The 22,232-nt window shown below is 68.9% G+C and carries 24 protein-coding genes; 10 read left to right on the top strand and 14 right to left on the bottom strand.

Annotated elements, in window-relative coordinates; genetic code table 11:
• The first annotated feature begins 90 nt into the window (after positions 1 to 90).
• Together KBY65_RS04745 and KBY65_RS04740 are read left to right on the top strand one after the other, a co-directional pair.
• On the top strand, positions 91 to 849 hold the full coding sequence (locus KBY65_RS04745; RefSeq protein ID WP_409996422.1) for an ABC transporter ATP-binding protein: 759 nt from the start codon (positions 91 to 93) through the stop codon (positions 847 to 849).
• 4 nt (positions 850 to 853) lie between these two features.
• Positions 854 to 1,777, top strand: a complete 924-nt coding sequence (locus KBY65_RS04740; RefSeq protein ID WP_255000700.1) for an MlaD family protein — start codon at positions 854 to 856, stop codon at positions 1,775 to 1,777.
• Here the strand turns inward: KBY65_RS04740 and bchD are convergent.
• Positions 1,764 to 3,884, bottom strand: coding sequence for a magnesium chelatase ATPase subunit D (gene bchD / locus KBY65_RS04735; RefSeq protein WP_094559101.1), 2,121 nt, complete (start codon positions 3,882 to 3,884; stop codon positions 1,764 to 1,766). The genes KBY65_RS04740 and bchD overlap by 14 nt on opposite strands.
• Positions 3,885 to 3,907: 23 nt before the next feature.
• Here bchD and folK point away from each other — a divergent pair, with 23 nt between their 5' ends.
• Complete coding sequence (gene folK / locus KBY65_RS04730; protein ID WP_255000699.1) at positions 3,908 to 4,546, top strand: 2-amino-4-hydroxy-6-hydroxymethyldihydropteridine diphosphokinase; 639 nt, start codon at positions 3,908 to 3,910, stop codon at positions 4,544 to 4,546.
• On the opposite strand, the gene KBY65_RS04725 is transcribed toward folK, so the two are convergent.
• Together KBY65_RS04725 and KBY65_RS04720 are read right to left on the bottom strand one after the other, a co-directional pair.
• A complete protein-coding gene (locus KBY65_RS04725) occupies positions 4,497 to 4,922 on the bottom strand; it encodes a type II toxin-antitoxin system VapC family toxin (protein ID WP_255000698.1) in 426 nt (141 codons plus the stop codon). The two genes, folK and KBY65_RS04725, sit on opposite strands and share 50 nt — an antisense overlap.
• A complete protein-coding gene (locus KBY65_RS04720) occupies positions 4,919 to 5,170 on the bottom strand; it encodes a type II toxin-antitoxin system Phd/YefM family antitoxin (protein ID WP_254988026.1) in 252 nt (83 codons plus the stop codon). Before KBY65_RS04720 ends, KBY65_RS04725 begins: the two co-directional genes overlap by 4 nt.
• 199 nt (positions 5,171 to 5,369) lie before the next feature.
• Between KBY65_RS04720 and KBY65_RS04715 the strand changes: the two genes are divergently transcribed.
• Both KBY65_RS04715 and KBY65_RS04710 read left to right on the top strand, forming a co-directional pair.
• Positions 5,370 to 5,930, top strand: a complete 561-nt coding sequence (locus KBY65_RS04715) for an NUDIX hydrolase (RefSeq protein ID WP_255000697.1) — start codon at positions 5,370 to 5,372, stop codon at positions 5,928 to 5,930.
• Positions 5,930 to 7,390, top strand: coding sequence for an FAD-binding domain-containing protein (locus KBY65_RS04710; RefSeq protein WP_255000696.1), 1,461 nt, complete (start codon positions 5,930 to 5,932; stop codon positions 7,388 to 7,390). The genes KBY65_RS04715 and KBY65_RS04710 overlap by 1 nt, the downstream gene beginning before the upstream one ends.
• On the opposite strand, the gene KBY65_RS04705 is transcribed toward KBY65_RS04710, so the two are convergent.
• Positions 7,369 to 8,577, bottom strand: a complete 1,209-nt coding sequence (locus KBY65_RS04705) for a DegT/DnrJ/EryC1/StrS family aminotransferase (RefSeq protein ID WP_255000695.1) — start codon at positions 8,575 to 8,577, stop codon at positions 7,369 to 7,371. The genes KBY65_RS04710 and KBY65_RS04705 overlap by 22 nt on opposite strands.
• Positions 8,578 to 8,586: 9 nt before the next feature.
• On the bottom strand, positions 8,587 to 9,204 hold the full coding sequence (locus tag KBY65_RS04700) for a thioredoxin family protein (RefSeq protein WP_094559095.1): 618 nt from the start codon (positions 9,202 to 9,204) through the stop codon (positions 8,587 to 8,589).
• A gap of 32 nt (positions 9,205 to 9,236) precedes the next feature.
• Here KBY65_RS04700 and KBY65_RS04695 point away from each other — a divergent pair, with 32 nt between their 5' ends.
• Complete coding sequence (locus KBY65_RS04695; RefSeq protein WP_255000694.1) at positions 9,237 to 9,794, top strand: hypothetical protein; 558 nt, start codon at positions 9,237 to 9,239, stop codon at positions 9,792 to 9,794.
• Here KBY65_RS04695 and KBY65_RS04690 read toward each other — a convergent pair.
• Together KBY65_RS04690 and KBY65_RS04685 are read right to left on the bottom strand one after the other, a co-directional pair.
• Positions 9,703 to 10,164 carry a hypothetical protein gene (locus tag KBY65_RS04690; RefSeq protein WP_094559094.1) on the bottom strand — a complete coding sequence of 154 codons (462 nt, stop codon included), beginning with the start codon at positions 10,162 to 10,164 and terminating at the stop codon, positions 9,703 to 9,705. The genes KBY65_RS04695 and KBY65_RS04690 overlap by 92 nt on opposite strands.
• Entirely contained in the window at positions 10,161 to 11,015 is an 855-nt protein-coding gene (locus KBY65_RS04685; RefSeq protein ID WP_254988037.1) for an FAD-binding domain-containing protein, read from the bottom strand. The genes KBY65_RS04690 and KBY65_RS04685 overlap by 4 nt, the downstream gene beginning before the upstream one ends.
• A 26-nt stretch (positions 11,016 to 11,041) precedes the next feature.
• Between KBY65_RS04685 and fabI the strand changes: the two genes are divergently transcribed.
• Positions 11,042 to 11,824 (top strand): enoyl-ACP reductase FabI, encoded by a 783-nt coding sequence (gene fabI, locus KBY65_RS04680; RefSeq protein ID WP_255000693.1) that lies wholly within the window; start codon positions 11,042 to 11,044, stop codon positions 11,822 to 11,824.
• Positions 11,825 to 11,834: 10 nt separating this feature from the next.
• On the opposite strand, the gene KBY65_RS04675 is transcribed toward fabI, so the two are convergent.
• Complete coding sequence (locus KBY65_RS04675) at positions 11,835 to 12,263, bottom strand: type II toxin-antitoxin system VapC family toxin (protein ID WP_094559091.1); 429 nt, start codon at positions 12,261 to 12,263, stop codon at positions 11,835 to 11,837.
• Positions 12,260 to 12,526 carry a hypothetical protein gene (locus KBY65_RS04670; protein ID WP_094559090.1) on the bottom strand — a complete coding sequence of 89 codons (267 nt, stop codon included), beginning with the start codon at positions 12,524 to 12,526 and terminating at the stop codon, positions 12,260 to 12,262. Before KBY65_RS04670 ends, KBY65_RS04675 begins: the two co-directional genes overlap by 4 nt.
• Before the next feature lie 115 nt (positions 12,527 to 12,641).
• Here KBY65_RS04670 and hisB point away from each other — a divergent pair, with 115 nt between their 5' ends.
• A complete protein-coding gene (gene hisB, locus KBY65_RS04665; RefSeq protein ID WP_094559089.1) occupies positions 12,642 to 13,244 on the top strand; it encodes an imidazoleglycerol-phosphate dehydratase HisB in 603 nt (200 codons plus the stop codon).
• A gap of 29 nt (positions 13,245 to 13,273) precedes the next feature.
• On the opposite strand, the gene KBY65_RS04660 is transcribed toward hisB, so the two are convergent.
• The 5 genes from KBY65_RS04660 to KBY65_RS04640 all read right to left on the bottom strand — a co-directional run bounded on the left by KBY65_RS04660 (position 13,274) and on the right by KBY65_RS04640 (position 19,033).
• Positions 13,274 to 14,107, bottom strand: a complete 834-nt coding sequence (locus tag KBY65_RS04660) for an LpxI family protein (protein WP_094559088.1) — start codon at positions 14,105 to 14,107, stop codon at positions 13,274 to 13,276.
• 91 nt (positions 14,108 to 14,198) lie between these two features.
• Positions 14,199 to 15,491: a histidine--tRNA ligase gene (hisS, locus tag KBY65_RS04655; protein ID WP_255000692.1), complete on the bottom strand. Its 1,293-nt coding sequence runs from the start codon at positions 15,489 to 15,491 to the stop codon at positions 14,199 to 14,201.
• Between the two features lie 39 nt (positions 15,492 to 15,530).
• Positions 15,531 to 16,565 carry an NAD-dependent epimerase gene (locus KBY65_RS04650; protein ID WP_255000756.1) on the bottom strand — a complete coding sequence of 345 codons (1,035 nt, stop codon included), beginning with the start codon at positions 16,563 to 16,565 and terminating at the stop codon, positions 15,531 to 15,533.
• A 125-nt stretch (positions 16,566 to 16,690) separates the two neighbouring features.
• A complete protein-coding gene (locus KBY65_RS04645; protein ID WP_255000691.1) occupies positions 16,691 to 17,632 on the bottom strand; it encodes a UDP-glucuronic acid decarboxylase family protein in 942 nt (313 codons plus the stop codon).
• A 3-nt stretch (positions 17,633 to 17,635) separates the two neighbouring features.
• Positions 17,636 to 19,033, bottom strand: a complete 1,398-nt coding sequence (locus KBY65_RS04640; RefSeq protein WP_255000690.1) for a nucleotide sugar dehydrogenase — start codon at positions 19,031 to 19,033, stop codon at positions 17,636 to 17,638.
• A gap of 54 nt (positions 19,034 to 19,087) precedes the next feature.
• Here KBY65_RS04640 and galE point away from each other — a divergent pair, with 54 nt between their 5' ends.
• Positions 19,088 to 20,131: a UDP-glucose 4-epimerase GalE gene (gene galE, locus KBY65_RS04635; protein WP_254988042.1), complete on the top strand. Its 1,044-nt coding sequence runs from the start codon at positions 19,088 to 19,090 to the stop codon at positions 20,129 to 20,131.
• A complete protein-coding gene (gene selD, locus KBY65_RS04630; RefSeq protein ID WP_255000689.1) occupies positions 20,121 to 22,223 on the top strand; it encodes a selenide, water dikinase SelD in 2,103 nt (700 codons plus the stop codon). Before galE ends, selD begins: the two co-directional genes overlap by 11 nt.
• The last annotated feature ends 9 nt before the right edge of the window (positions 22,224 to 22,232 follow it).

The raw sequence follows: 22,232 nt of genomic DNA, 5'->3' as shown, positions 1-22,232 counted from the left end.
TCGCGGGCGGAAAGGGTCAGGATGGGATCCAGCTTTGCCGCGCCGCCCCTGGCTTCCTCAGCACCGCTCCAGGCCCCGCCGCTGGCTGTGATGGACAACCTCAGCGTGCGCTGGGGCAGCCGGCGGGTGCTGGACGGGGTGAACCTGCAGATCGCGCCGGGGGAACGCCTGGTGGTGGTGGGTCCGTCTGGAGCCGGCAAATCCACGATCCTGCGGCTGCTGGCCGGGCTGCAGTTGCCCAGCAGCGGCCAGCTCAGCCTCTACGGCGTTCCCCAGACCTACCTGCGCCTTGATCAGCGCAACCCTCCCGATGTGCGCCTGGTGTTTCAGAACCCTGCTCTGCTGGGTTCGCTGACCGTGCGCGAAAACGTCGGCTTCCTGCTGTATCGCTTCGGCCGCCTCAGCGAACGGGAGATTCGCGACCGGGTGGGCGCCGCCCTCGATGCCGTCGGACTGCATGGCACCGAAGAGCAACTTCCCGGGGAGCTGAGCGGCGGCATGCAGAAGCGGGTCAGCTTTGCCAGGGCCCTGATCAACGATCCGGGCAAAGCCGGCGATCAGATGCCGCTGCTGTTGTTCGATGAACCCACCGCCGGCCTCGATCCGGTGGCCTGCACCCGGATTGAAGATCTGATCGTGCGCACCACCGATGTGGCGCAGGCCACGTCGGTGGTGGTCAGCCACGTGCACAGCACCATCGAACGCTCAGCCGAGCGGGTGGTGCTGCTTTACGACGGACAGTTTCGCTGGAGTGGCACGGTTGAGGACTACCGCCATTGCAGCGATCCTTACGTGGTGCAGTTCAGGAGCGGTAGCCTGCGCGGACCGATGCAGCCGGCGGAGTCTTAGGTCCATGCGCCGCAGTATTCGTGAGGCGATCGTTGGCTTCTCCCTGCTGGCGGCCATTGCCAGTGCCATGGGACTGTCCTTCTGGCTACGCGGCATCTCCCTGGGCCGTCAGAACTGGACCGTGAAGGCCAACTTCGATGAAGCCGCGGGCTTGGCCGAGCGCTCACCGGTCGTCTATCGAGGAGTGCTGGTTGGCAGCGTGCGGAAGGTGCGGGTCACCCCGCAGGCCGTGGTCGCCGAGCTGGAAATCAACCATCCCGACCTCAAGCTGGCTCGGCCGGCCTTCGCCCAGATCGGCGAGGCGTCCCTCCTGGGCGGGGACGCGCAGGTGTCCCTGGTCAGCAGCGGCAAACCGATGCCTCCGAGCGCTCCGAATCCGCGCTCCAAGGCCTGCAATCCCAGCCTGGCCCTGTGCAATGGCTCCACGATCACAGGACTGCAGGGGCCGAGCCTCACCAGCGTCACCACCCTGATGCACAAGCTGCTGGTGGAAGCCGACCAGATGCAGCTGCTGAGCAAGGTGTCGACAGCCACCGGCAACTTCGAGCGCACCGCCAAGGACACCTCCGCCTTCATGAAGGACGGCCAGGCCCTGGCCCGGGAGCTGGAGGCCACGGTAAAAGCGGCCCACCCCACGATCACCAACCTGAACAGCAGCACGGCCCACCTGCGCCGCGTCATCGCAGCCCTCGACAACCCGAAAACCCTGCACGAGCTCCAGTCCACCGTCAGCAATGCCGAGCAGCTCACCGCCAAATGGAATGCCGTGGGCGGTGATGTGACCAAGCTGACCGACGACCCCCGCTTCATGGACGGCATCCGCAGCGTGGCCGTGGGGCTCGGCAAATTCTTCGAAGAGCTCTACCCCGCCCAGACCGGTGCCGCCCGCGACAAAGCGGCACGAGAGAAGGCCACTACACCCCGCTGATCGCCTCCATGGCGATGGCGGCGATGGCCTGATCGCTGGCCTTGGGCAGTTGCACGTATTTGCCACCGGCGGCCTCGGCCAGGTCCTTGCCCATGCCGCTGCCGATGAACTTGCGCTCGGTGTCGATCACCAGCAGCTTGATGCCCAGGGCCCGGTACTTGCTGGCCACCTGCTTCACCTCCTCCTTGAGGTCCACCGGCTCCTCGCCCTCCAGCTGCGGTTGCCCCAGGGAGCGGCTGAGGGGCACGTTGCCGCGGCCATCGGTGATCGCCACCACGACCACCTGGCCCAGATCACCGGTGGCCAGAGCGTTGGCCCCCACGCGGGCGGCCTGGGAAAGGCCGTGGGCCAGCGGTGAACCACCGCCACAGGGCATGGATTCCAGCCGCCGGCGGGCGGCGGTGATCGAACGGGTGGGGGGCAGCAGCACCTCGGCCTGCTCACCGCGGAAGGGGATCAAGGCCACCTCATCACGGTTTTCATAGGCCTCGGTGAGCAACCGGATCACGGCCCCCTTGGCGCTCTGCATGCGGTTGAGAGCCATCGAGCCGCTGGCATCCACCAGGAAGATCACCAGGGCACCAGCCTTGCGCTGCAGCTGCTTGGCCCGCAGGTCGCCGTCCTGGACGATCACGGTGCGGTGCGGTTCGCGCTCACGGCGGGATTTCTGATAAGGCGCCGCAGCCCGAAGCGTGGCATCCACAGCGATGCGCTTCACCGGGCCCCTCGGCAGCATCGGCTTGACGTAGCGGCCGCGCGAATCGCTAAACACCACCGCCCGGCTGCCGCTGCCGCCGGTCTTGGCCTTGGCCGAGGAGAACAGCAGCAGGTCGGGGTCGATGGCGATGGCCTCGGGATCCAGCAGGAACTCCTCCGGCACCTGGGGAGGCGCCTGGTCTTCGGGGGTGTCGTCCTCTTGTTCGTCCTCGGTGTCGTCCTGGTCCGATTCGTCCGGATTCTGCTCGTTTTCGGGCGGCTCCGGATCCTCCGGCGGCTGCTCGCCCTGCGGTGGGGGGGGTGGCGGCGGCTCCATCGGCTGATCGGGATCGGGGGGCGGCAGCTGCAGCGCCCGCGGCGCGATCACCAGCCGCACCGCCACCTGGAGGTCGTCGGCCTCGACCCGATCGCGGCCGCTGAGGGCCGCATGGGCCCTGGCCACCCGCACCGCATAGAGCTCACTGCGGTGTCCCTCCACGCCGCCCCGAAGGGCCTCGTTCACCAGGTAGGCCATCTGCTCGCGGGAGATCTGCACATCGGGCAGCCACTGACGCGCCAGCAGCAGCTGGGTGGCCAGGGCATCGGTGTCGTCCTGCCACTTCTGCCGGAAGGCCTGGCTCGATTCGGCCTGGGCCATGGCGCTGCGGGTGATCTCCACCCGCTGATCCAGCTCCAGCACCTGGTTGGCTGACAGCGCGATGGCGAAGCGATCCAGCAGGTGATCGCGCACGGCCCCCTCCTCGGGGTTGTAGGTGGCGATCAGGAGGCAGCGGCAGGGGTGCGACAGGCTCAGGCCCTCCCGCTCGATCCGGTTTTCGCCCGAGCCCACCGCCGCCAGGAGCAGGTTGGTGATGTTGTCGTCGAGCAGGTTGAGCTCGTCCACATAGAGCACGCCCCGGTGGGCTTCCGCCAGCAAGCCCGGCTGGAACACCGCCTGGCCGCTGGCCAGCGAGGCGGTCACATCCACGGAGCCCACCAGCCGGTCTTCGGTGATGCCCAGAGGCACCTGCACGAACGGCGCCGGTACCACTGTGGTGGGCAGCAGGGCGTTGGCATCGGCGCCGGTGGGGTCGGCGCCCAGCTCGGTGAGGCGTGCACAGGTGGCGGCGTCCCAGTCGTCGGGGCGCTGGGGATCGATGTTGAGGGCCGTACCGCCCACATCGAGCACATCGATCGGCGGCAGCAGGGCGTGCAAACCCCTGGCCAGCACCGACTTGCCGGTGCCACGCCCTCCGGCGATCACGACCCCGCCCAGGCCGGGATCGACCGCAGCCAGCAGCAGGGCCAGCTTGAGGGTGCCGTGGCCGGTGATCGCCGCCAGGGGGAAGGCACGGGCCGCGGCATCACTGGTGGTGGGCGATCCGCTTGCAACCGATTCGCTTGCAACCATGGAGGGGCCCAGAGCCGATTCACGTGAGAGCCAGTCTCGCTGATCAGACCGGCGGCGGTGCCACGCCGAGCCTGGCCATCGCCCTCGGCGCCAACCTGCCCAGCCGCTGCGGCAACCCAATCGCCACCCTGATCGCGGTGCGGCCTTTGCTGGAAGCGAGCGTGCGGGGATGGAGCCAGGATCTGCGGCGCCCAGGAGAGACGACTGCCTTCCGCTGGTCTCCGCTGTTTGAAACCCAAGCTGTGGGTGGCCCCCCCGGCCAACCCAACTACGTCAATGCCGTCGTGCTGGTGGAGGGCGCAAGCGTTGCCTTCGAGGCCAGCGCAGATGCTGCCGAGGACCTGCTGGAGGACTTGCAGGAGCTGGAGCAGCGCTTTGGCCGGGAGCGCCAGGAACGCTGGGGACCCCGCAGCCTCGACCTCGACCTGCTCTGGTGGGGGGACCTGCGCTGCCACACCCCCCGCTTGCAGCTGCCCCATCCCCTCTGGCGAGAGCGAGACTTCGTGCTGGCCCCACTGGCGGCTCTGGAAAGAACGGCCCCAGGCCCCGGCTGCACGGCTGTAGCCCTGGCCGGCCAACCCGGCTGGCCCGAGCAGCTGGAAGCCGCTTCGCTCACCAGAACAGCCGAGCCCCCAGCCGGACCAGCCCCGAATCCACGCTGATCAGCAACAGGTTCTCCAGCTCGGCCTGGGCCACCAACAGGGCATCCACCCGATCCACGCAGCCTGGATCAACCGGAGACTGGGCAGTCCTGCCAGCCCGCTGCAGGTGGTTGGGCCACACCGGCAAGTAGTCCAGACCATCGGCCTCCAGCAACTGGGGAAAGCGCTCCAGGGCCACCTCCAAACCCGGCAGCTGACCTGCCCGATGGGCCTCCGCCAACTCAAACCAACTGGCCGCACTCACCACCACCCGCTGGGCGGGATCGCGCAGCACCTCCCGCCCAGCGGGCTCCGAAAGCAATCGGGGCGAACACCACCACCACTGCAGCGCATGGGTATCGAGCAGAAAGCCTGAAGCCAGCGGTCGCGGTGTCATGGTCGGGCAAACCGGGCGCCGGGCACCAGGCCGTAGGGATCCACCTCGAGCCCCTCCCGCAGCAACCGCCCAGGGCACCGCCGCGGCACCGGGCCAGCCTCCAGAGGCACCAACCGCGCCCAGGGCCGACCGTGTTTGGTGAGGAGCACGGTTTCGCCCTGATGGGCAGCATCCGCCAAGCGCGAGAGCTGGGCCTTGGCATCCCGCAGGCTGACTTGAACTGGTGCATCCATAACCTCTGCATCCATGGGCTACCAGGAACCGCTTGTTCCGAGTGTTAGCCATGTAGTCACAAGTGTGACCACATTTCGGACAGGCCAGGACAGGACAAAATCCCGACCGGGCAGGGCTGGATCAGACGGCGACCCGCCAATACGGCCAGCGAAAACCACCCCGCGCGCTATCCCTGCGCGATGCTGATAGCACTGCTGCAGCCACCGCTCGCCCATGGCGCCCCTCCCCGCTCCCGAGCCTGCGCGCCACCTGGAAACCACTGCCACCCTGGACGCCCGCAAGATCCGCTTTGAGGTCAACCGCGTCGAGCTGCCGATGGGTGTGGTGGGCAGCTTCGGCCTGATCCGCCACCCCGGCGCCTCCCTGGCAGTGCCCGTGCTCGAGGACGGCCGCGTGGTGGTGCTGCGCCAATACCGCTTCGCCGTGGCCACCCGCCTGCTGGAATTTCCGGCCGGCACCCTCGATGAGGGTGAAGATCCCCTCAGCACCATGCAGCGGGAGCTGCAGGAGGAGGCCGGCTACAGCGCCAGCCGCTGGGATCCCCTGGGGGCGATGTTGCCCTGCCCGGGCTACTCCGATGAGGTGATTCACCTGTTCCTGGCCCGCGACCTCAGCCCCCTGGCCGAGCCCCCCGCCGGCGACGACGACGAGGACCTGGAGGTGCTGCTGATGGAACCCGGCGAGCTGGATGGGGCCCTGGCCAGCGGCGACGAATATCTGGATGGCAAGAGCGTCACCGCCTGGCTGCGGGCCAAGCAACTGCTGGGGATCTGATGGCTCCGGAGCGCTGGCTGTTCTGGCATCGCCGCGATCTGCGCCTGGCCGACAACCGGGGCCTGGCGGCGGCCGCCGCCGCCACTCCAGCGGTGACGGGGGTGTTCGTGTTGGATCCCGCCATCCTCACGGACCCCAGCATGGCCCCGGCGCGGCTGTGGTTTCTGTCTGAGAGCCTGCGGGAGCTGCAGCAGGCCTGGCAGCAGGCCGGCAGCCGGCTGGTGATCCTGAACGGCGACCCCGCCGAGCTATTACCCCGCCTGGCCGCTGGCCTGGGCGCCGAAGTGGTGGCCTGGAACCGGGACGTGGAGCCGTTCGGGCGCGAGCGCGACCGGCGGGTGGCACGGGCCCTGCAGGCGGATGGCCGCAAGGTGCTTGCCGACTGGGACCAGCTGTTGATCCCCCCCGAGGCCCTTAAAACCGGCAGCGGCGACCCTTACCGGGTCTACGGGCCCTTCTGGCGCAACTGGCGCGGCCAGGTGGAGCAAGCCAGCGCCCTGGGTTCGGCCGCCTCGGGTGGCCTGGATCCCCTGTCGGCGCCGAGCGCCCTGATGGATTGCGAGTCCACCCAGCTCAAAGGGCTGCCACTGGTGAGCCCCGAGCTGGAGCACGGCTTCTCCTGCGCCGAACTCTGCCCCTGCCGCCCCGGCGAACACGCTGCCCAGCAGCAGCTCCAGGCCTTCTGCGATGGGGATGGCCGCCAGACTCCCCTGCTGAGCTACGAACCAGGCCGCAACATCCCCGGCGAGGCAGGCACCTCAGGCCTCAGCGCCGCCCTCAAGTTCGGCACGCTCAGCCCGCGCCAGGCCTGGGCCGCCGCCCAGCAGGCCCGTCCGCTGGCCCGCAGCGAGGAGGAGCGCCAGTCGATTCAGGTGTGGGAGCAGGAGCTGGCCTGGCGCGAGTTTTACCAACAGGCGCTGTTTCACTTCCCGGAGTTGGCAGGCGGCCCCTACCGGCCCCAATGGCGCGCCTTCCCCTGGGACAACAACGACGCCTGGTTTGAGGCCTGGCGCGACGGTCTCACCGGGATGCCGATCATCGACGCCGCCATGCGCCAGCTCAACGAAAGCGGCTGGATGCACAACCGCTGCCGCATGATCGTGGCCTCCTTCCTGGTGAAGGACCTGATCTGCGACTGGCGCTGGGGCGAGGCGGCCTTCATGGCACGCCTGGTGGATGGCGACCTGGCCGCCAACAACGGCGGCTGGCAGTGGAGCGCCAGCAGCGGCATGGACCCCAAGCCGCTGCGCATCTTCAACCCGGCGACCCAGGCGGCCAAGTTCGATGCCGACGCCAGCTACATCCGCACCTGGCTGCCGGAGCTCAAGCACGTGAGCAGCCGCGACCTGATCAGCGGCGAGATTGCACCGCTGGAACGCCGCGGCTACCCAGCACCCCTGGTGAACCACAAACTCCAGCAGGCCCGCTTCAAGGCCCTCTACGCCACGATCAAGGGCTGAGCCACGACGCTGCGCAGCACCGCGATCACCCGCTGCTGCTGCTCGTCAGTGAGCTCGGGGAAGATCGGCAGGCTGAGCACCTCCGTGCAGAGGCGTTCGGTGATCGGCAGGGATCCCGCGCCATAACCCAGATCGGCGTAGGCCGGCTGACGGTGGATCGGGATGGGGTAGTAAATGATCGTGCTGACGCCGGCATCCTGCAGCTGCTGCTTGAGCCAGTCGCGGCAGCAGGCCTCGGGCAGGCCAAAACTGGCACTATCAGGGGAGGGCACGCAGGCCGCAGAAGCCCCTTCGCAGGCGCAGGCGCCGGGGCATTGGGGCACGCGCAGCACGAACTGGTTCCAGCTGTGGCCGGCGGGTCCGGCTTCCGGCAACGCCACCCCACCCAGGGCCACCAGGTAATCGCGGTAGTGGCGGGCGATGGCGCCGCGGCGCTCCACCCAGCGCGGCAGGTGGGGCAGCTTGACGTTGAGAACGGCAGCCTGGATGGAATCGAGGCGGCTGTTGTAGCCCAGGGCTGTGTGCAGGTAGCGGCGCGGCATGCCATGCACGGCCAGCTCGCGGATGGCCTGGGCCAGGCCGGCATCGCGGCAGGTGACCGCCCCGCCATCGCCGGCGGCGCCGAGGTTCTTGGTGGGGAAAAAGCTGAAGCAGCCGGCATCGCCCCAGCTGCCCACCGGCCGACCGGCCCAGCTGGCCCCGGTGGCCTGGGCGCAATCTTCGATCACCCGGAGGCCATGGCGCTCGGCGATGGCGCACACCCGCTCCATATCCACCGGGCGGCCGAACAGGTGCACCGGCAGCAGCGCCTTGGTAGCGGGGTTGATGGCCGCTTCGAGCTGATCGAGATCGATCAGGTAGCTGCTCTCCTCCACATCCACAAACACCGGCGTGGCGCCCACGGCGCTGATCGCTTCGGCGGTGGCAAAAAAGCTGAACGAGGCCGTGATCACCTCATCCCCGGGGCCGATGCCCAGGCCGCGCAGGGCCAGGATCAGGGCATCGGTGCCGCTGTTGCAGCCGATGGCGTGGGGCACGCCACAGGCCCTGGCAAAGTCATCCTCAAAGCGGCCAATCGTGGCGCCACCGATGTACTGACCACTGCGCAACACCTCCAGAACGGCCTGATCAAGAGCCGCACCCAGCTCATGGATCTGCTCGCTGAGGCTGAACGGAGGCACTTGCATCGGAGCAACTTAAGTCGCCCGCACCACCGGCCCGCGCTCGGGATGCCACTTGATGTTGCAGCCGATGGCCGGCCGCTGCTCCCCAGGCACCGGATCGCCGGCCAGCACGGCGGCGATGGCAGCCCGCAGGTCGCGGCCATTGCAAGGCAGGTCATTGCCAGGTCGGCTGTCGTCCAACTGGCCGCGATAGGCGAGGCGATGGTCGGCGCCAAACAGAAACAGATCGGGCGTGCAGGCGGCCTGAAAAGCCCGGGCCAGGGCCTGGTCGGCGTCGAACAGGTACGGGAAGCTCCAGTGATGGGCAGCGGCCTGAGCCCGCAGACCCTCTGGGCCGTCCTGGGGATGGGTGAGGGTGCTGTTGCTGGAGATGCCGATCAGCTGCAACCCGGAGACGCCCGCGCCTCCCGCGTGCTCGCCCGCCAGCCGGGTCAGCTCCGGCTCGATCTGCTTCACAAACGGACAGTGGGCACAGAGAAACAGCACCAGCACCGGCCGACCCGCCAGCGCCTGAAGATCCAGAGGGCTGCCGCTCACCTGCTGGGTGCTGCCGGCGGCCAGTTCAGAGCGGATCAACTCGAGCGGCAACGGTGTGCCCAGCGGCAGCATCGTGGAGGGGGTGAGGGCCATGATTCCTGCGGCTCCGCCATGTGCCAGCAATTTTGACCCCATTCCGGAGACGTCCTGCCCTTGCCATCGCCCTCGGCGCTGCCCTGCTGAGCGCCTGCGTGCCGGCCCACCGCCACGCGAGCTGGGCGATCTACCCCCTGCAGCGGGTGGTGCCCAACGACGGCCTGGCCGTGGTGAGCCAACCCGATGGCTACGGCCTGCACATCTGGCTCGACACCGACACGCGCCAGAGCGGCCGCTGCCAGCCCCGCTGGAGCGTCGATACGGCCCGGCTCTTCAACGGCAACGGCACGGCGCCGTTCAGCTCGGGCCTGGCCCCGCGCCAGGAGTTCTTCGAGGCCGTGGCCCGCGCCGATGTGCACCGCGCCCTGCGCCAGCAGAGCGAAGCCCTCTGCCGTGCGCGGGCACCCCGCAGCAGCTTCAGCTGGGTGGAGCCCCCCCGCAATGCCGGCGAGGTCAAGCTGGAGACCTATCCGCTGCTGGAGGAGCCCGACCTGCTCAGCGATCCCAACGCCGTGCTCGAGCAGGAGGAGCGCCTGCTTCAGTCCGCGCCCACAGCACCGGCTCAGCCCGGCGCCAGTAGCGACTGAAACGGCGTAGATCGACCGGCTCCGGCAACGCCACGAAGGGCTCGGGCTCCAGCACCTGCAGCGGCAGCTGGGCGGCGATCCGATCACACAGCAGGGCGAAACGCGGATCCACGCCAGCGCTGGTCACCACGCCATCGGCCCCATGGCGACGGGCGAAGGCCAGCACCTCCTCGGCCACATCGCCGTGGCGCAGGGTCACCGGCAGCTCCAGCAGGCACTCATACAGAAAGCCCAGGCGCTTGAGGCTGAGGCCCGCCTGGGCGATTAGCTGCCGATCAAACACAAACACCGCCGGCGCCCCCGGATGGGCCAGCAGAGCTGGATTGGCCGGCCCCAGGGCCTCGCCATGAATCCAGAGCACGGGATTCACGGCGCGATCTCCGATTCAGAACCCGATTCGACCGCCAGCAACTGGGCCTGCAGCTGCTCGTAGCTGGCGTCAAACGGGCAGGTGCCGTCTGTGGCGGCAACGCAGGTGCGGCAGTAGCGCCCGGAGCTGAAGCGCTCCAGGTTGTCGCGGTTGAACAGGTAGGGCTTGCTGCTGAAGCTGCTGGCCACCCACTGCCAGCTGAGGTTGTTGCTGGCGGGGTCGCCATCGAGCAGGTGTTGCAGAAACCAACGGGCGCCGGCCTGCCAGCGCACCCGGCGCCAATGCACCACGTAGCTGGCCAGCCACATCCGGGCATGGTTGTGCAGCCAGCCGGTGGCGTGCAGCTCGTGGGCGAAGCCGTCGATGCAGGCCAGGCCGGTGCGGGCCTCGAGCAGGTCGGCCGGCAGCGCGGCGGCGTAGCGCTCGGGGGCATGGCCGGTCTTGAGCGGTTCGCGGTCATGCCAGATGCCATCGCCCAGCTGGCGCCAGAGCCGTTGCCAATAGTCGCGCCAACCCAGCTCATTGATTAATTTTTGGGCCGCTGCCGGAGGCTGGCCGCTGCGCTCCAGCCAGGCAAACACCGCCTCGCGCACCTCCACCAGGCTGAGCACGCCGTGGCGGATCCAGGGCGAGAGGCGCGTTACAGCCCCATCGAGGTGGTTGCGGCTACGGCCATAGGCCAGCGGATCGATGGCGGCGAGCGCCGTTTCAGCCGCCCGGCGCCCACCTGGGATCGGGCTCAACCCGCCAGGGGCCTCAGGAAACAGCTGCCGCAGGGTGGTTTCCAGCTCGGCGCGGCTGGCGAACTGGCGGGGCAGATCCCCGGGTGGGAGAGAATCCCCCGATCGCATCACTTCGGCTCCTGGCCATTTCTCCCATGCTCCTCGATCTGCGCGGCAAGAAGGCCCTGGTCACGGGTATTGCCAACAACAAGTCGATCGCCTGGGGCATCGCCCAACAGCTGCATGCCGCCGGCGCTGAGCTGGGCGTCACCTACCTGCCCGATGAGAAGGGCCGCTTCGAAGCCAAGGTGCGCGAACTCACCGCTCCGCTTGCACCCACCCTGTTTGAGCCCCTCAACGTGCAGGAGCCGGCCCAGATCGAGGCCGTGTTCAACCGGGTGAAGCAGCAGTGGGGTTCGATCGATGTGCTGGTGCACTGCCTGGCCTTTGCCGGCAAGGACGAACTGATCGGCGACTACTCCGCCATCAGCCCCGAGGGCTTCGCCCGGGCCCTGGAGGTGAGCGCCTACTCCCTGGCGCCGCTGTGCCGCTGGGCCAAGCCCCTGTTCAACGAAGGAGGCAGCGTGATCACGCTCAGCTATCTGGGGGCTGAGCGGGCCATCCCCAACTACAACGTGATGGGCGTGGCCAAGGCGGCCCTGGAGGCCTCGGTGCGCTACCTGGCCGCCGAGCTGGGCCCGGAAAAGCAAGTGCGCGTCAATGCGATCAGCGCCGGCCCGATCCGCACCCTGGCCAGCAGCGCCATCGGCGGCATCCTCGACATGATCCACAACGTGGAGGCCAAGGCTCCCCTGCAGCGCACGGTCACCCAGGAGGAGGTGGGCAGTACCGCCGCCTTCCTGGCCAGCCCGCTGGCCTCCGGCATCACCGGCCAAGTGATCTACGTGGATGCCGGCTACTGCATCACCGGCATGTGAGGGCTGGGCCTCAGCGCAACGGATTGCGGTAGCGCAGGCCTGGAAAGCGGAGGAAGTCGCTGTCGGCCGAGCAGAGCGTGCAGTTGTGCTCAATGGCCAAGGCGGCCAGATGGGCATCGCTGGTGAGATTGCCGGCCGTTCCAGCCTCCTCGAGCAGCAATCGCAGCACACTCCAATGGCTCGGGCCCGGCTGCAGCTCCGCCACCAGGGCATGCTGCCGCCAGCCCTCAACCAGCTCCAGGGCCTGGACGGCAGTGAGCGGCGATTGCATCAACCGGCTCTGGGTGCTGATCCGCAGCACGGCCAACACCACACTCCAGGGCAGGGCAATCGCTTCATCGCCGTTGAAGCTGGCCTCCAGCCAGGCCTTGGCTTGCTGGTGCTGGGAACTCTCCTGCAGGGCGGCATACAGCCACAGGTTGGTGTCGATCAGGATCACCGGCCCTGCCGCAGTTTCTCGATCAGGAGTTCATCCTCCAGGGCTGCCGCCAGTTGATTGGCCCTGGTGAGATCCACCCCTGGAGCCAGGGCACCGATGGAAAACGTGGGGCAGCGATAGGGCTCCCGCATACCCACCGGAGGCGCGTTGAGACCGGCCTGGAGGACCTCGTTGACCACCTGCTTGAAAGGCCTGCCGCTGTCGAGCGCCTTCTGACGCAGCTGGCGGAGCAGGCGGTCGTCAATGGTGAGCGTGGTGCGCATGGCATCAAAGTGCTTACGCCTAAGACATCATGGCATCAAGATGCTTGGCGGCGAAGGGCCTGGCTTCGGCATGATCGGTTCATCTTGCTCAGGCGCCCGCAGGCGCGGTTGTCCCATGCGCACCGGCACCATCCACCGCGTTACCGGCGAAACCGACGTGCGCGTGACGCTGGGGCTCGACGGCAGCGGCCGCTGCACGGTGAACACCGGCGTGCCGTTTCTCGACCACATGCTCCACCAGCTGGCCAGCCACGGCCTGGTGGACCTGGAGATCAGCGCCAGGGGTGACACCCACATCGACGACCACCACACCAACGAAGACGTGGGCATCGCCGTGGGCCAGGCCCTGGCCCAGGCCTTGGGCGACCGGCGCGGCATCCACCGCTTCGGCCACTTCGTGGCGCCCCTCGATGAAGCGCTGGTGCAGGTGGCGCTCGACTGCTCCGGCCGGCCCCACCTCAGCTACGGGCTGCAGATCCCGGCCCAGAAGATCGGCAGCTACGACACGGAGCTGGTGAAGGAGTTCTTCGTGGCCGTGGCCAACAACAGTGGCCTCACCCTGCACATCCGCCAGCTGGATGGGGTGAACTCCCACCACATCGTGGAGGCCTGCTTCAAGGCGTTTGCGCGGGCGCTGCGCCTGGCCGTGGAAGTGGATCCACGCCGCGCCGGCGCCGTGCCGAGCAGCAAAGGCGTGCTGGAGCAGGCAGGGAGCTGAGGAAGGCCACTGCCGGGACCACTAGCCCACTAGCCCGGATCCGACTCCCGCGACCACAGAAACAGCCCCAGCCGCTCGGCATCCGCCATCGTTTGCTCCGCATCGAGCAACAGGGCGCTGCGCGCTTCCCAGGCGATGCCGGCCAGGCCCGCCGCCGCGGCCTTGGCCACGGTGGTGGGACCGATGCCGGGGAGGTCCATGCGCCTGTCCTGGTTGAGCTTGGGGGCCTTGTAGAGCACGCCGGAGCGGCCCGTATCCGGCCGATCGGTGCGCGTGGCCGCCACCCACTCGAGCATGGCGTCCGTGCCCGGCAGGGCTTCGGTGGCCAGGCACAGCCCCTTGGCCACCACCGCTCCCTGCCCCACATCCACCTGGGAGATGGCCTCCACGATGTAAGCGGCGCGCTCCACATCAGCCCGGTCCATGTCGCTGGGCACGGTGCTGGCGTAGAGCCCGGGCTCCGGCAGCAGGTTCGGCGCCACATCCTCGATGCCCACCACCCGCAAACCGTGCTCCTCGATGATCTGGGCCAGGGCCCGCAGGGAGGCGTCATCGCCGTTGCGCAGCGATGCCAGGATGCGCGGAGCGGCCATCAAGGTGGAACCCTCGAAGCGCAGCAGGTTGAGCGAGCGCGGCCGCACAAACTTGCCCACCATCACGATCTGCTCGATGCCCCGCTGCTGCAGCGACTTGATGAAAGCGATCGAGCGCTCGAAGAAGAATTCCTCCGCCGCTGGTACATCCACCTCCAACCCATGGGGGTAGCAGGCGATGTGGGAGCGGCCCGCCCGGGCGAGGGCCTGCGAGAGCATCCTCGGCAGCGCGCCCTCACCGGCAATGATCGCGAGGGTCGGATCACCCATCAGGGCCGAAACTGCTCCGCGCTCAGTGGTATGGGCAGTCAAAGGCCCAACACCCTGGAGTGGCTGGCTGTGGTGGACAGGTCCTGCGGCGTCATGGCCTCTTCAGGGCAGCCTGCAGCGCCTGGAGCAGGGCCGCGGGGCTGAGCCGCTGATCGGGCTGGGCACCCTCCTGACCGCTGGCTGCGGCGCGCAGATCCTTGAGCCCCACCAGGCCATCAACCGCCTCCTGCTCACCGATCACCGCCGCCCAGCGGGCCCCGGAGCGGTCGGCCCGTTTGAACTGCTTGCCAAAGGCCGCGCCACTGGCATCGCGCTCCACCGCCAGGCCAGCCTGACGGCAGAGCCGCGCTAGCGCCAGCGCCTGCGTGGCCGCCGCCTCTCCACGACTCACCACGTAGAGATCCAACGCCGGAGCGGCCGCCAGCGGCCGCTCGAGCTGGCTGAGCAGCAGCACCAGTCGCTCCATGCCGAGGGCCCAACCGATCGCGGGAGTGGCCGGCCCGCCCAGCTGCTGCACCAGGCCGTCGTAACGGCCGCCGCCACACACGGTGGCCTGGGCGCCCAGCTGGCCGCTGGTGATCTCGAAGGCCGTATGGCTGTAGTAGTCGAGGCCCCGCACCAGGCGGGGATTGAGCACAAAGGGGATCCCCAGGGCCGCGAGGGCTTGCTGCACGGCGGCGAAGCGGGCCTGGCTGTCGTCGCTGAGGGCTGACGCCAGGCTGGGGGCCTCCGCCAGCAGCGCCTGGGTGCCTGGGTGTTTGGAATCCAGCACCCTCAGGGGGTTGCTGTGGATACGGGCCTGGGAATCGGCATCGAGCAGCTCGCGCCGCTGCTCAAGCCAAGCCACCAGCAGCTCGCGGTAGCGCGCCCGATCCTCAGCGCTGCCGAGGGAATTGAGCTCCAGGGCCAAGCCACCAACGCCCAGCGCGGCCAGCAGATCCCAGGCCACGGCAATGGCCTCCGCATCGCTGCAGGCATCGGCAAAGCCCAGCAGCTCCAGTCCGATCTGGTGGAACTGGCGCTGGCGGCCCGCCTGGGGGCGCTCGTAGCGGAACATCGGCCCGCCATACCAGAGCCGCTGCGGCCCCTGGCTCAACAGACCGTGCTGGATCGCCGCCCGCACCACCGATGCGGTGCCCTCCGGCCGCAGGGTGCAGCTGCGCTCACCGCGATCGAGAAAGGTGTACATCTCCTTGCCCACCACATCGGTGGCCTCGCCGATGCCGCGGGCAAACAACTCAGTGACCTCCAGCAGCGGCGTTCGGATCTCGGCGATCCCCGCGCGGCGGAACTGCTCCCGGGCCGTGGCCTCCACGTGCTGCCACAGGCCGATCTGCTCGGGCAGCAGATCGACCATGCCACGCAGGCTCTGCAGCGACGCCAAGGCGAAAGGAGCGAGTGGGGTGAGTCTGCCTGCCGGCGCTCAGCCGTCGGTGGCGGCGTAGGTAGCGCGGTACCAGCGGGCGAAGCGCTCCACCCCCACGGCGATCGGGGTGGCGGGCCGGAAGCCCACCCAGGCCTCCAGCAGAGCTGTGTCGGCGGCGGTGGCTTCCACATCGCCGGGCTGCATTGGCTGCAGATCCCGGATCGCCGGCCGGCCCAGGGCCTGCTCCAGCAGCTCGATGAAGCGCAGCAGCTCCACCGGCTCGCTGTTGCCGATGTTGAACAGGCGGTGGGGCGCCCAGCTGGTGGCTGGGTCGGGCGCCGTGGCGTCGAAGGCGGGATTGGCGGTCGCCGGCTTATCGGCGCAGGCGATCACCCCGGCCACGATGTCGTCGATGTAGGTGAAATCGCGGCGCATGCGCCCCTGGTTGAACACCCGGATCGGCTTCCCCGCCAGGATCGCCCGGGCAAACAGCATCGGCGCCATGTCGGGCCGGCCCCAGGGGCCGTACACCGTGAAGAAGCGCAGGCCGGTGGCGGGCAGCCCGTAGAGGTGGCTGTAGGTGTGGGCCATCAGCTCATTGGCTTTCTTGGTGGCCGCATAGAGGCTCACCGGATGGTTGACCGGCTGATGCTCGGCAAACGGCAGATTGGTGTTGCCGCCATACACCGAGCTGCTGGAGGCATAGACGAGATGCTCAATGCCGTGGTGGCGGCAGCCCTCGAGGATGTGGCCGAAGCCCACCAGATTGGCCTGGATGTAGGCGGCCGGGTTTTCGATCGAGTGGCGCACCCCTGCCTGGGCCGCCAGATGGATCACCGTGGTGGGCTTGTGCTGCGCGAAGGCCGCTTCCACCGCCGCCCGATCCTCCAGATCGGCTTCGATCAGCGCCAAGGGGGTGCCGGAGGTGCCCGTGGTGGCCGCCGTGGCCTGGAGCTGGGCAATCCGGGCCCGTTTCAGGGCGGGGTCGTAATAGGGATTGAAGTTGTCGAACCCCACCACCCGCTCGCCGCGAGCCAACAAGCGCTCGCACACGGCTGCACCGATGAAGCCGGCAGCACCAGTCAAGAAAATAGTCACGGAAGGGGCTCCGGACCTGCGGGGGGAACGGCCTGCAAGCTCCACGGCGTCCTGTGCCGGATTCTGTACAACCAGTACGGAATCAGGGAGAGCAGCTTGCGGAACGGGGCCTTGGACATTCAGCCGATCGCCTCGCGGAAGTAGGCGATCGTGGGGTCCAGGCCCTGCTCCAGCGGCACCGTGGGCTGCCAGCCCAGCTCCTGCTGGGCCAGCTCGATCACCGGTTGCCGCTGCAGCGGGTCGTCGGCCGGCAGCGGTTCACAGGTCAACGGCAGGTCGGGATTGATGCGGGCGCGAACCAGCTCGGCCAGCTGGCGGATCGTGAACTCTCCCGGGTTGCCGATGTTGATCGGGCCGGTGTGGCTGCCATTCATCAGCCGGATCAAGCCCTCCACCAAGTCATCCACATAGCAAAAACTGCGGGTCTGGCTGCCGTCGCCATAGAGGGTGAGCGGTTCGCCCCGCAAGGCCTGCACGATGAAGTTGCTCACCACCCGACCGTCGTCGGGGAGCATGCGCGGGCCATAGGTGTTGAAGATCCGCGCCACGCGAATCTCGGTGCCATGCATGCGCCGGTAGTCGAAGCAGAGCGTTTCGGCAATGCGCTTGCCCTCGTCGTAGCAGCTGCGCAGGCCGATGGTGTTGACGCAGCCCCGGTAGCTCTCGGGCTGGGGATGCACCTCCGGATCGCCATACACCTCGGAAGTGCTGGCGAGCAGCAGCCGGGCACCAACGCGGCGGGCCAGGCCCAGCATGTTGTAGGTGCCCAGGAAGCTGGTTTTGGCGGTCTTGATCGGGTTGAACTGGTAGTGCACCGGAGATGCCGGGCAGGCCAGGTGCCAGATCCGGTCCACCTCCAGCTTGATCGGCTCGGTGACGTCGTGGCGGATCAGCTCAAAGCGCGGATGGCCGATCCATTGGGCGATGTTCGCTTTGCGGCCGGTGAAGATGTTGTCGAGGCAGATCACCTCCTCACCGGCCTGCATGAGGCGATCGACGAGGTGAGAGCCGACGAAGCCGGCGCCGCCGGTGACCAGGTTGCGCGTGATCGAAGCCGGCATCGCTCAGCCCTCCCCCACGGTCCAGACGTTGAGACCCGCCGCCCGGGCGGCGCTGGCGTCCGCCTTAGCCCGGGCATCAAACAGCCAGGCCGGCTGTCGCATCCCCGTCGCCACCGCTGGCCAATCGATCGCTGCGAATTGCTGCCATTCGGTGAGCAGCAGCAGGGCATCGGCTCCGCTGGCCGCCTGCTGCACATCGCTCACCGGGTGCCAGCTCCCCTCGGCAGTGTGATCGCCGGTTGCCGCGCCAGCCGGCTGACCCAGGTCGCGCGCCATCTGCCGCTCGCTCACCTTGGGGTCAATGATCGCCAGTACCGCCCCCTCCTCCAACAGATCCCGGCAGATGCGGATCGCCGGCGATTCGCGCGTGTCGTTGGTGTCGGCCTTGAAGGCAAAGCCCAGCACCCCGATCCGTTTCCCCGTCACCGTGCCAAACAGCTTGTTGACCACCAGCTTGGCGATGCGGTGCTGCTGCCAGGTGTTGAGCAGCACCACCTGCTCCCAGTAGGCCGCCACCTCCTCTAGGCCGTAGTGGCGGCAGAGATACACCAGGTTAAGGATGTCTTTCTGGAAGCAGCTGCCACCAAAACCAGGGCCCGCCTGCAGAAACTTCGCGCCAATACGGCTGTCGGCACCGATCGCTTTGGCCACCTCGCGCACATCGGCACCCGTGGCTTCGCAGATGGCCGCAATGCTGTTGATCGAGCTGATCCGCTGGGCCAGAAAGGCATTGGCCGTGAGCTTGGAGAGCTCGCTGCTCCAGAGGTTGGTGCGCAGGATCTTCTGGGGGGCCACCCACTGGCCATAGATCCCTGCCAGGGCCTCGATCGCCTCCGGATCCTCGCCACCGATCAGCACCCGATCGGGACCCTCCAGATCACCGATCGCCGTGCCCTCCGCCAGAAACTCGGGGTTGGAGAGCACCGCAAAGCTCTTGCCCGCCGGGCCCGCATCCAGGATCGCCTTCACCGCCGCTGCGGTGCGCACGGGCAGGGTGCTCTTCTCCACCACGATCGTGTGACCCCGGGCCGCCTGGGCCACCGTGCGGGCGCTGGCCTCCACCCACTTGAGATCGCTGGCCTGACCAGCGCCCAAACCCTTGGTCTTGGTGGGCGTGTTCACCGACAGGAACACCATGTCGGCCGCGGCGATCGCCGCCTCCACCGCCGTGGAGAAGTGCAGATTGCGGCCACGGCAGCGGCCCACCACCGCATCCAGACCCGGCTCGTAGACCGGCAGCTGGCTGAGATCGGGATCGTTCCAGGCGGCGATGCGCTCGGCATTGAGATCCACCACGCTCACCTGGATCTGCGGGCAACGATCAGCAATCACCGCCATCGTCGGACCGCCCACATAGCCCGCGCCGATACAGCAAATGCTGCGAATGGTTGATGACGCCATGGAACGCGGCAGGCCGATAGCGAGAGACTATCCCTGAAGCACGGGATGCCCCGCTTGGCCCAACTGCTGATCACGGGAGGCGCCGGCTTCATCGGTAGCCACACCGCCCTGGTGCTGCTGGAGGCCGGCCACAGCCTGGTGGTGCTCGACAACTTCACCAACAGCTCCCCAGAAGCGCTGCGGCGGGTGCAGGAGCTGGCCGGCCCTGAGGCAGCCGGCCGGCTCACGGTGGTGGAGGGCGACATCCGTTCCGCTGGGGATTTGGAGCGGGCCTTCGCCGCCGCCCCCGGCGACCAGCCCATCGCGGCTGTGATCCACTTCGCCGGGCTCAAGGCGGTGGGGGAATCGGTGCGCGAACCGCTGCGCTATTGGGATGTGAACCTGGCGGGCTCGCGGCAATTGCTGGCGACCATGCAGGCCCGCGGCTGCCGCACCCTGGTGTTCAGCAGCAGCGCCACTCTCTATGGCTACCCCGAGGCGGTGCCGATCCCGGAGACAGCGCCGATTCAGCCGATCAATCCCTACGGCCACAGCAAAGCCGCCGTGGAGCAGCTGCTGGCCGATCTGGCCGCCAGTGAGCCCGGCTGGCGCATCGCCCGGCTGCGCTACTTCAACCCCGTCGGAGCCCACCCCAGCGGGCGGATCGGCGAAGACCCCAGCGGCATCCCCAACAACCTGTTCCCATTCGTGAGCCAGGTGGCGGTGGGGCGGCGCGAGCGGCTGCAGGTGTTCGGCGGCGATTGGCCCACCCCCGATGGCAGCGGCATCCGCGACTACATCCACGTGATGGACCTGGCCGACGGCCACCGGGCCGCCCTCGATGTGCTGCTGGCGGAGCCACCCCAGCTGCTCACCCTCAACCTGGGCAGCGGGGTGGGTCACTCCGTGCTGGAGGTGGTACACGCATTCGAAGCGGCCAGTGGCCGCCCGGTGCCCTACAGCGTAGTGCCGCGGCGTGATGGCGACGCCGCCAGCACGGTGGCCGATCCGGCCCTGGCCGCCGAGCGGCTTGGCTGGCGCACCCGCCGCAGCCTGTCCGACATGTGCCGCGACGGCTGGTGCTGGCAGCAGGCCAACCCCCAGGGCTATGGCGGCTGATGCCCGACTGGTGCTGGCCGGTGGCGGCCATAGCCATGCGCTGCTGCTGCGAATGTGGGGCATGGCCAGGCGCCGGCCCAGTCTGCGCCCACCAGCCCAGATCACGCTGGTGAGTCGGTGCAGCACCGCCCTGTATTCGGGCATGGTGCCGGGGCTGGTGGCCGGCCTCTACGACACCCAGGCCTGCAGCATCGACCTGCGTCGCCTCTGCCGGCTGGCCAAGGTGACCTTCATGCAGGCAGAGATCACGGGCCTCGATGTCCAGGCACGGGAGCTGCAGCTGGAGGGCCGGCCCAGCCTGCGCTGGGACTGGCTCAGCCTCGATGTGGGGGCGGAAACCGTCGACAGCGAGCACGCGGCGGTGGCCGTCAAGCCCCTGGAGCCCTTCCTGCAGTGGTGCGCCCAGCAGGAGCAGGGCTCTCTGCGCATCCGGGGCGGTGGCGCGGCGGCCGTGGAGGTGGCCTTGGCCCTGCGGGGCCGGGGGCTGCAACCCGAGCTGCTGTTGCGGGGGCACGCTTTGCATCTGGGCTCGGCAGCGGCCAACCGGCTCGGCGAACGGCTGCTCCAGGGCGCAGGCATCACCGTTGAGACGAACAGCCCCGCAGGTGCGGCGGCCGACCTGGCCTGCACCGGCAGCCGCGGGCCCCGTTGGCTGGCCGCCAGTGGACTGCCCTGCGACGCCCAGGGGCGGCTGCTCACCGAAGCGAGCCTGCGGGTGCAGGGCCACCCCAGGCTGTTTGCCAGCGGCGACTGCGGCGTCATCACAGGCCACCCACGCCCTCCCGCCGGCGTCTGGGCCGTGCGCTGCGCCCCGACCCTGGCCCGCAACCTGACCTCCGCAGTGGCGGGCCGGCCGCTGCGGCCCTGGCGGCCCCAGCGCTGGGCCCTGCAACTGCTGGGGGATGGCGGCAGCCTGATGCGGCAGCCCCAAGCCGTGGCCTTCTGGGGCCCCTGGGCCTTCGGGCCGAGCCCCCTGCTCTGGCGCTGGAAGCACCACCTCGATCAGCGCTTCATGGCTCGCTTCAGCCGCCTGAAGGCCATGGATCAAAACGGGGCCGCGCCGATGGCCTGCCGGGGCTGCGCCGCCAAGCTGGCCGCCAGTCCGCTGCAGGACGCCCTGGCACGCAACAGCCTGGGCGGCGGCACACCGGCGAGCGCCGAGGACGCCGCCGTGATCGGCCCCACGCCGGATGGGACGCTGCTGCTGCAGAGCGTGGATGGCTTCCCGGCCCTGGTGGCTGACGCCTGGCTCAATGCCCGGCTCACCACCCTGCACGCCTGCAGCGACCTCTGGGCCTGCGGCGCCCGGGTGGAGAGCGTGCAGGCGGTGGTCACCCTGCCCGAGCTGGCGGCTCCAGTGCAGGCCGACCTGCTCAGCGACACCCTGGCGGGGATCCAATCGGTGCTGGCGCCGCTGGGGGCCCGGCTGATCGGCGGCCACACCCTGGAGGCCCGCGACACCCAAAACCAGCCAGAGCCCGCAGGGGGTGGTCTGTGCCTGGTGCTGAGCGTGAATGGCCGCACTGGCGCCGGTGAACCCTGGGGCAAGGGGCCGTTGCGCCCGGGCGATGGCCTGCTGCTGAGCCGGCCGATCGGCAGCGGCGTGCTGTTTGCCGCCGCCATGGCCGGGGCCGCCGCGCCCCAGTGGATCGACGCCGCCCTGCTCCAGATGCAGCAGAGCCAGGCGGCCCTGGTGGAGCTCCTGGCCCGCCACGGCTGCCGGGCCTGCACCGACGTGACCGGCTTCGGGCTGCTGGGCCACCTGGGCGAGATGCTGGCCGCCAGCCCCGACCCCTGCCGCGCGACGCTGAAGGCTGCCGCGATCCCAGCCCTGCCCGGGGCGCTGCAGCTGCTGGAGCAGGGCTGGGCCAGCAGCCTGGCCCCCTCCAACGCCAGCGCCCTGGCCCTATTGGGGGAACGGGTGCAGCTGCAGGGAATAGCCAGCGCGGCGCAGCAGGGCTTGTTGATCGATCCCCAGACCTGCGGCCCCCTCCTGGCAGCGATTCCCGCCGATCAATGCCAGGCCGCCCTCAGGGCGCTGCAGCAGGCGGGCTTCCCCCAGGCCGCCGTGATCGGCCAGGTGCACACCTGAGCACCGCCA

It is taken from the genome of Cyanobium sp. Alchichica 3B3-8F6 (assembly GCF_024346435.1).
In the GTDB taxonomy this organism is placed as follows: domain Bacteria; phylum Cyanobacteriota; class Cyanobacteriia; order PCC-6307; family Cyanobiaceae; genus Cyanobium_A.
This window is presented reverse-complemented; position numbering and strand designations above follow the sequence as displayed.

What these genes read in the sequence shown, in the direction of transcription:
- bchD (WP_094559101.1), bottom strand. Translation starts at nt 3,884, where the DNA reads ATGGTTGCAAGCGAATCGGTTGCAAGCGGATCGCCCACCACCAGTGAT.
- KBY65_RS04710 (WP_255000696.1), top strand. Translation starts at nt 5,930, where the DNA reads ATGGCTCCGGAGCGCTGGCTGTTCTGGCATCGCCGCGATCTGCGCCTG.
- KBY65_RS04640 (WP_255000690.1), bottom strand. Translation starts at nt 19,033, where the DNA reads ATGGCGTCATCAACCATTCGCAGCATTTGCTGTATCGGCGCGGGCTAT.
- KBY65_RS04670 (WP_094559090.1), bottom strand. Translation starts at nt 12,526, where the DNA reads ATGCGCACCACGCTCACCATTGACGACCGCCTGCTCCGCCAGCTGCGT.
- selD (WP_255000689.1), top strand. Translation starts at nt 20,121, where the DNA reads ATGGCGGCTGATGCCCGACTGGTGCTGGCCGGTGGCGGCCATAGCCAT.
- KBY65_RS04740 (WP_255000700.1), top strand. Translation starts at nt 854, where the DNA reads ATGCGCCGCAGTATTCGTGAGGCGATCGTTGGCTTCTCCCTGCTGGCG.
- fabI (WP_255000693.1), top strand. Translation starts at nt 11,042, where the DNA reads ATGCTCCTCGATCTGCGCGGCAAGAAGGCCCTGGTCACGGGTATTGCC.
- KBY65_RS04720 (WP_254988026.1), bottom strand. Translation starts at nt 5,170, where the DNA reads ATGGATGCAGAGGTTATGGATGCACCAGTTCAAGTCAGCCTGCGGGAT.
- KBY65_RS04745 (WP_409996422.1), top strand. Translation starts at nt 91, where the DNA reads ATGGACAACCTCAGCGTGCGCTGGGGCAGCCGGCGGGTGCTGGACGGG.
- KBY65_RS04715 (WP_255000697.1), top strand. Translation starts at nt 5,370, where the DNA reads ATGGCGCCCCTCCCCGCTCCCGAGCCTGCGCGCCACCTGGAAACCACT.
- KBY65_RS04685 (WP_254988037.1), bottom strand. Translation starts at nt 11,015, where the DNA reads ATGCGATCGGGGGATTCTCTCCCACCCGGGGATCTGCCCCGCCAGTTC.
- KBY65_RS04660 (WP_094559088.1), bottom strand. Translation starts at nt 14,107, where the DNA reads ATGGGTGATCCGACCCTCGCGATCATTGCCGGTGAGGGCGCGCTGCCG.
- KBY65_RS04645 (WP_255000691.1), bottom strand. Translation starts at nt 17,632, where the DNA reads ATGCCGGCTTCGATCACGCGCAACCTGGTCACCGGCGGCGCCGGCTTC.
- hisB (WP_094559089.1), top strand. Translation starts at nt 12,642, where the DNA reads ATGCGCACCGGCACCATCCACCGCGTTACCGGCGAAACCGACGTGCGC.
- KBY65_RS04705 (WP_255000695.1), bottom strand. Translation starts at nt 8,577, where the DNA reads ATGCAAGTGCCTCCGTTCAGCCTCAGCGAGCAGATCCATGAGCTGGGT.
- KBY65_RS04725 (WP_255000698.1), bottom strand. Translation starts at nt 4,922, where the DNA reads ATGACACCGCGACCGCTGGCTTCAGGCTTTCTGCTCGATACCCATGCG.
- KBY65_RS04700 (WP_094559095.1), bottom strand. Translation starts at nt 9,204, where the DNA reads ATGGCCCTCACCCCCTCCACGATGCTGCCGCTGGGCACACCGTTGCCG.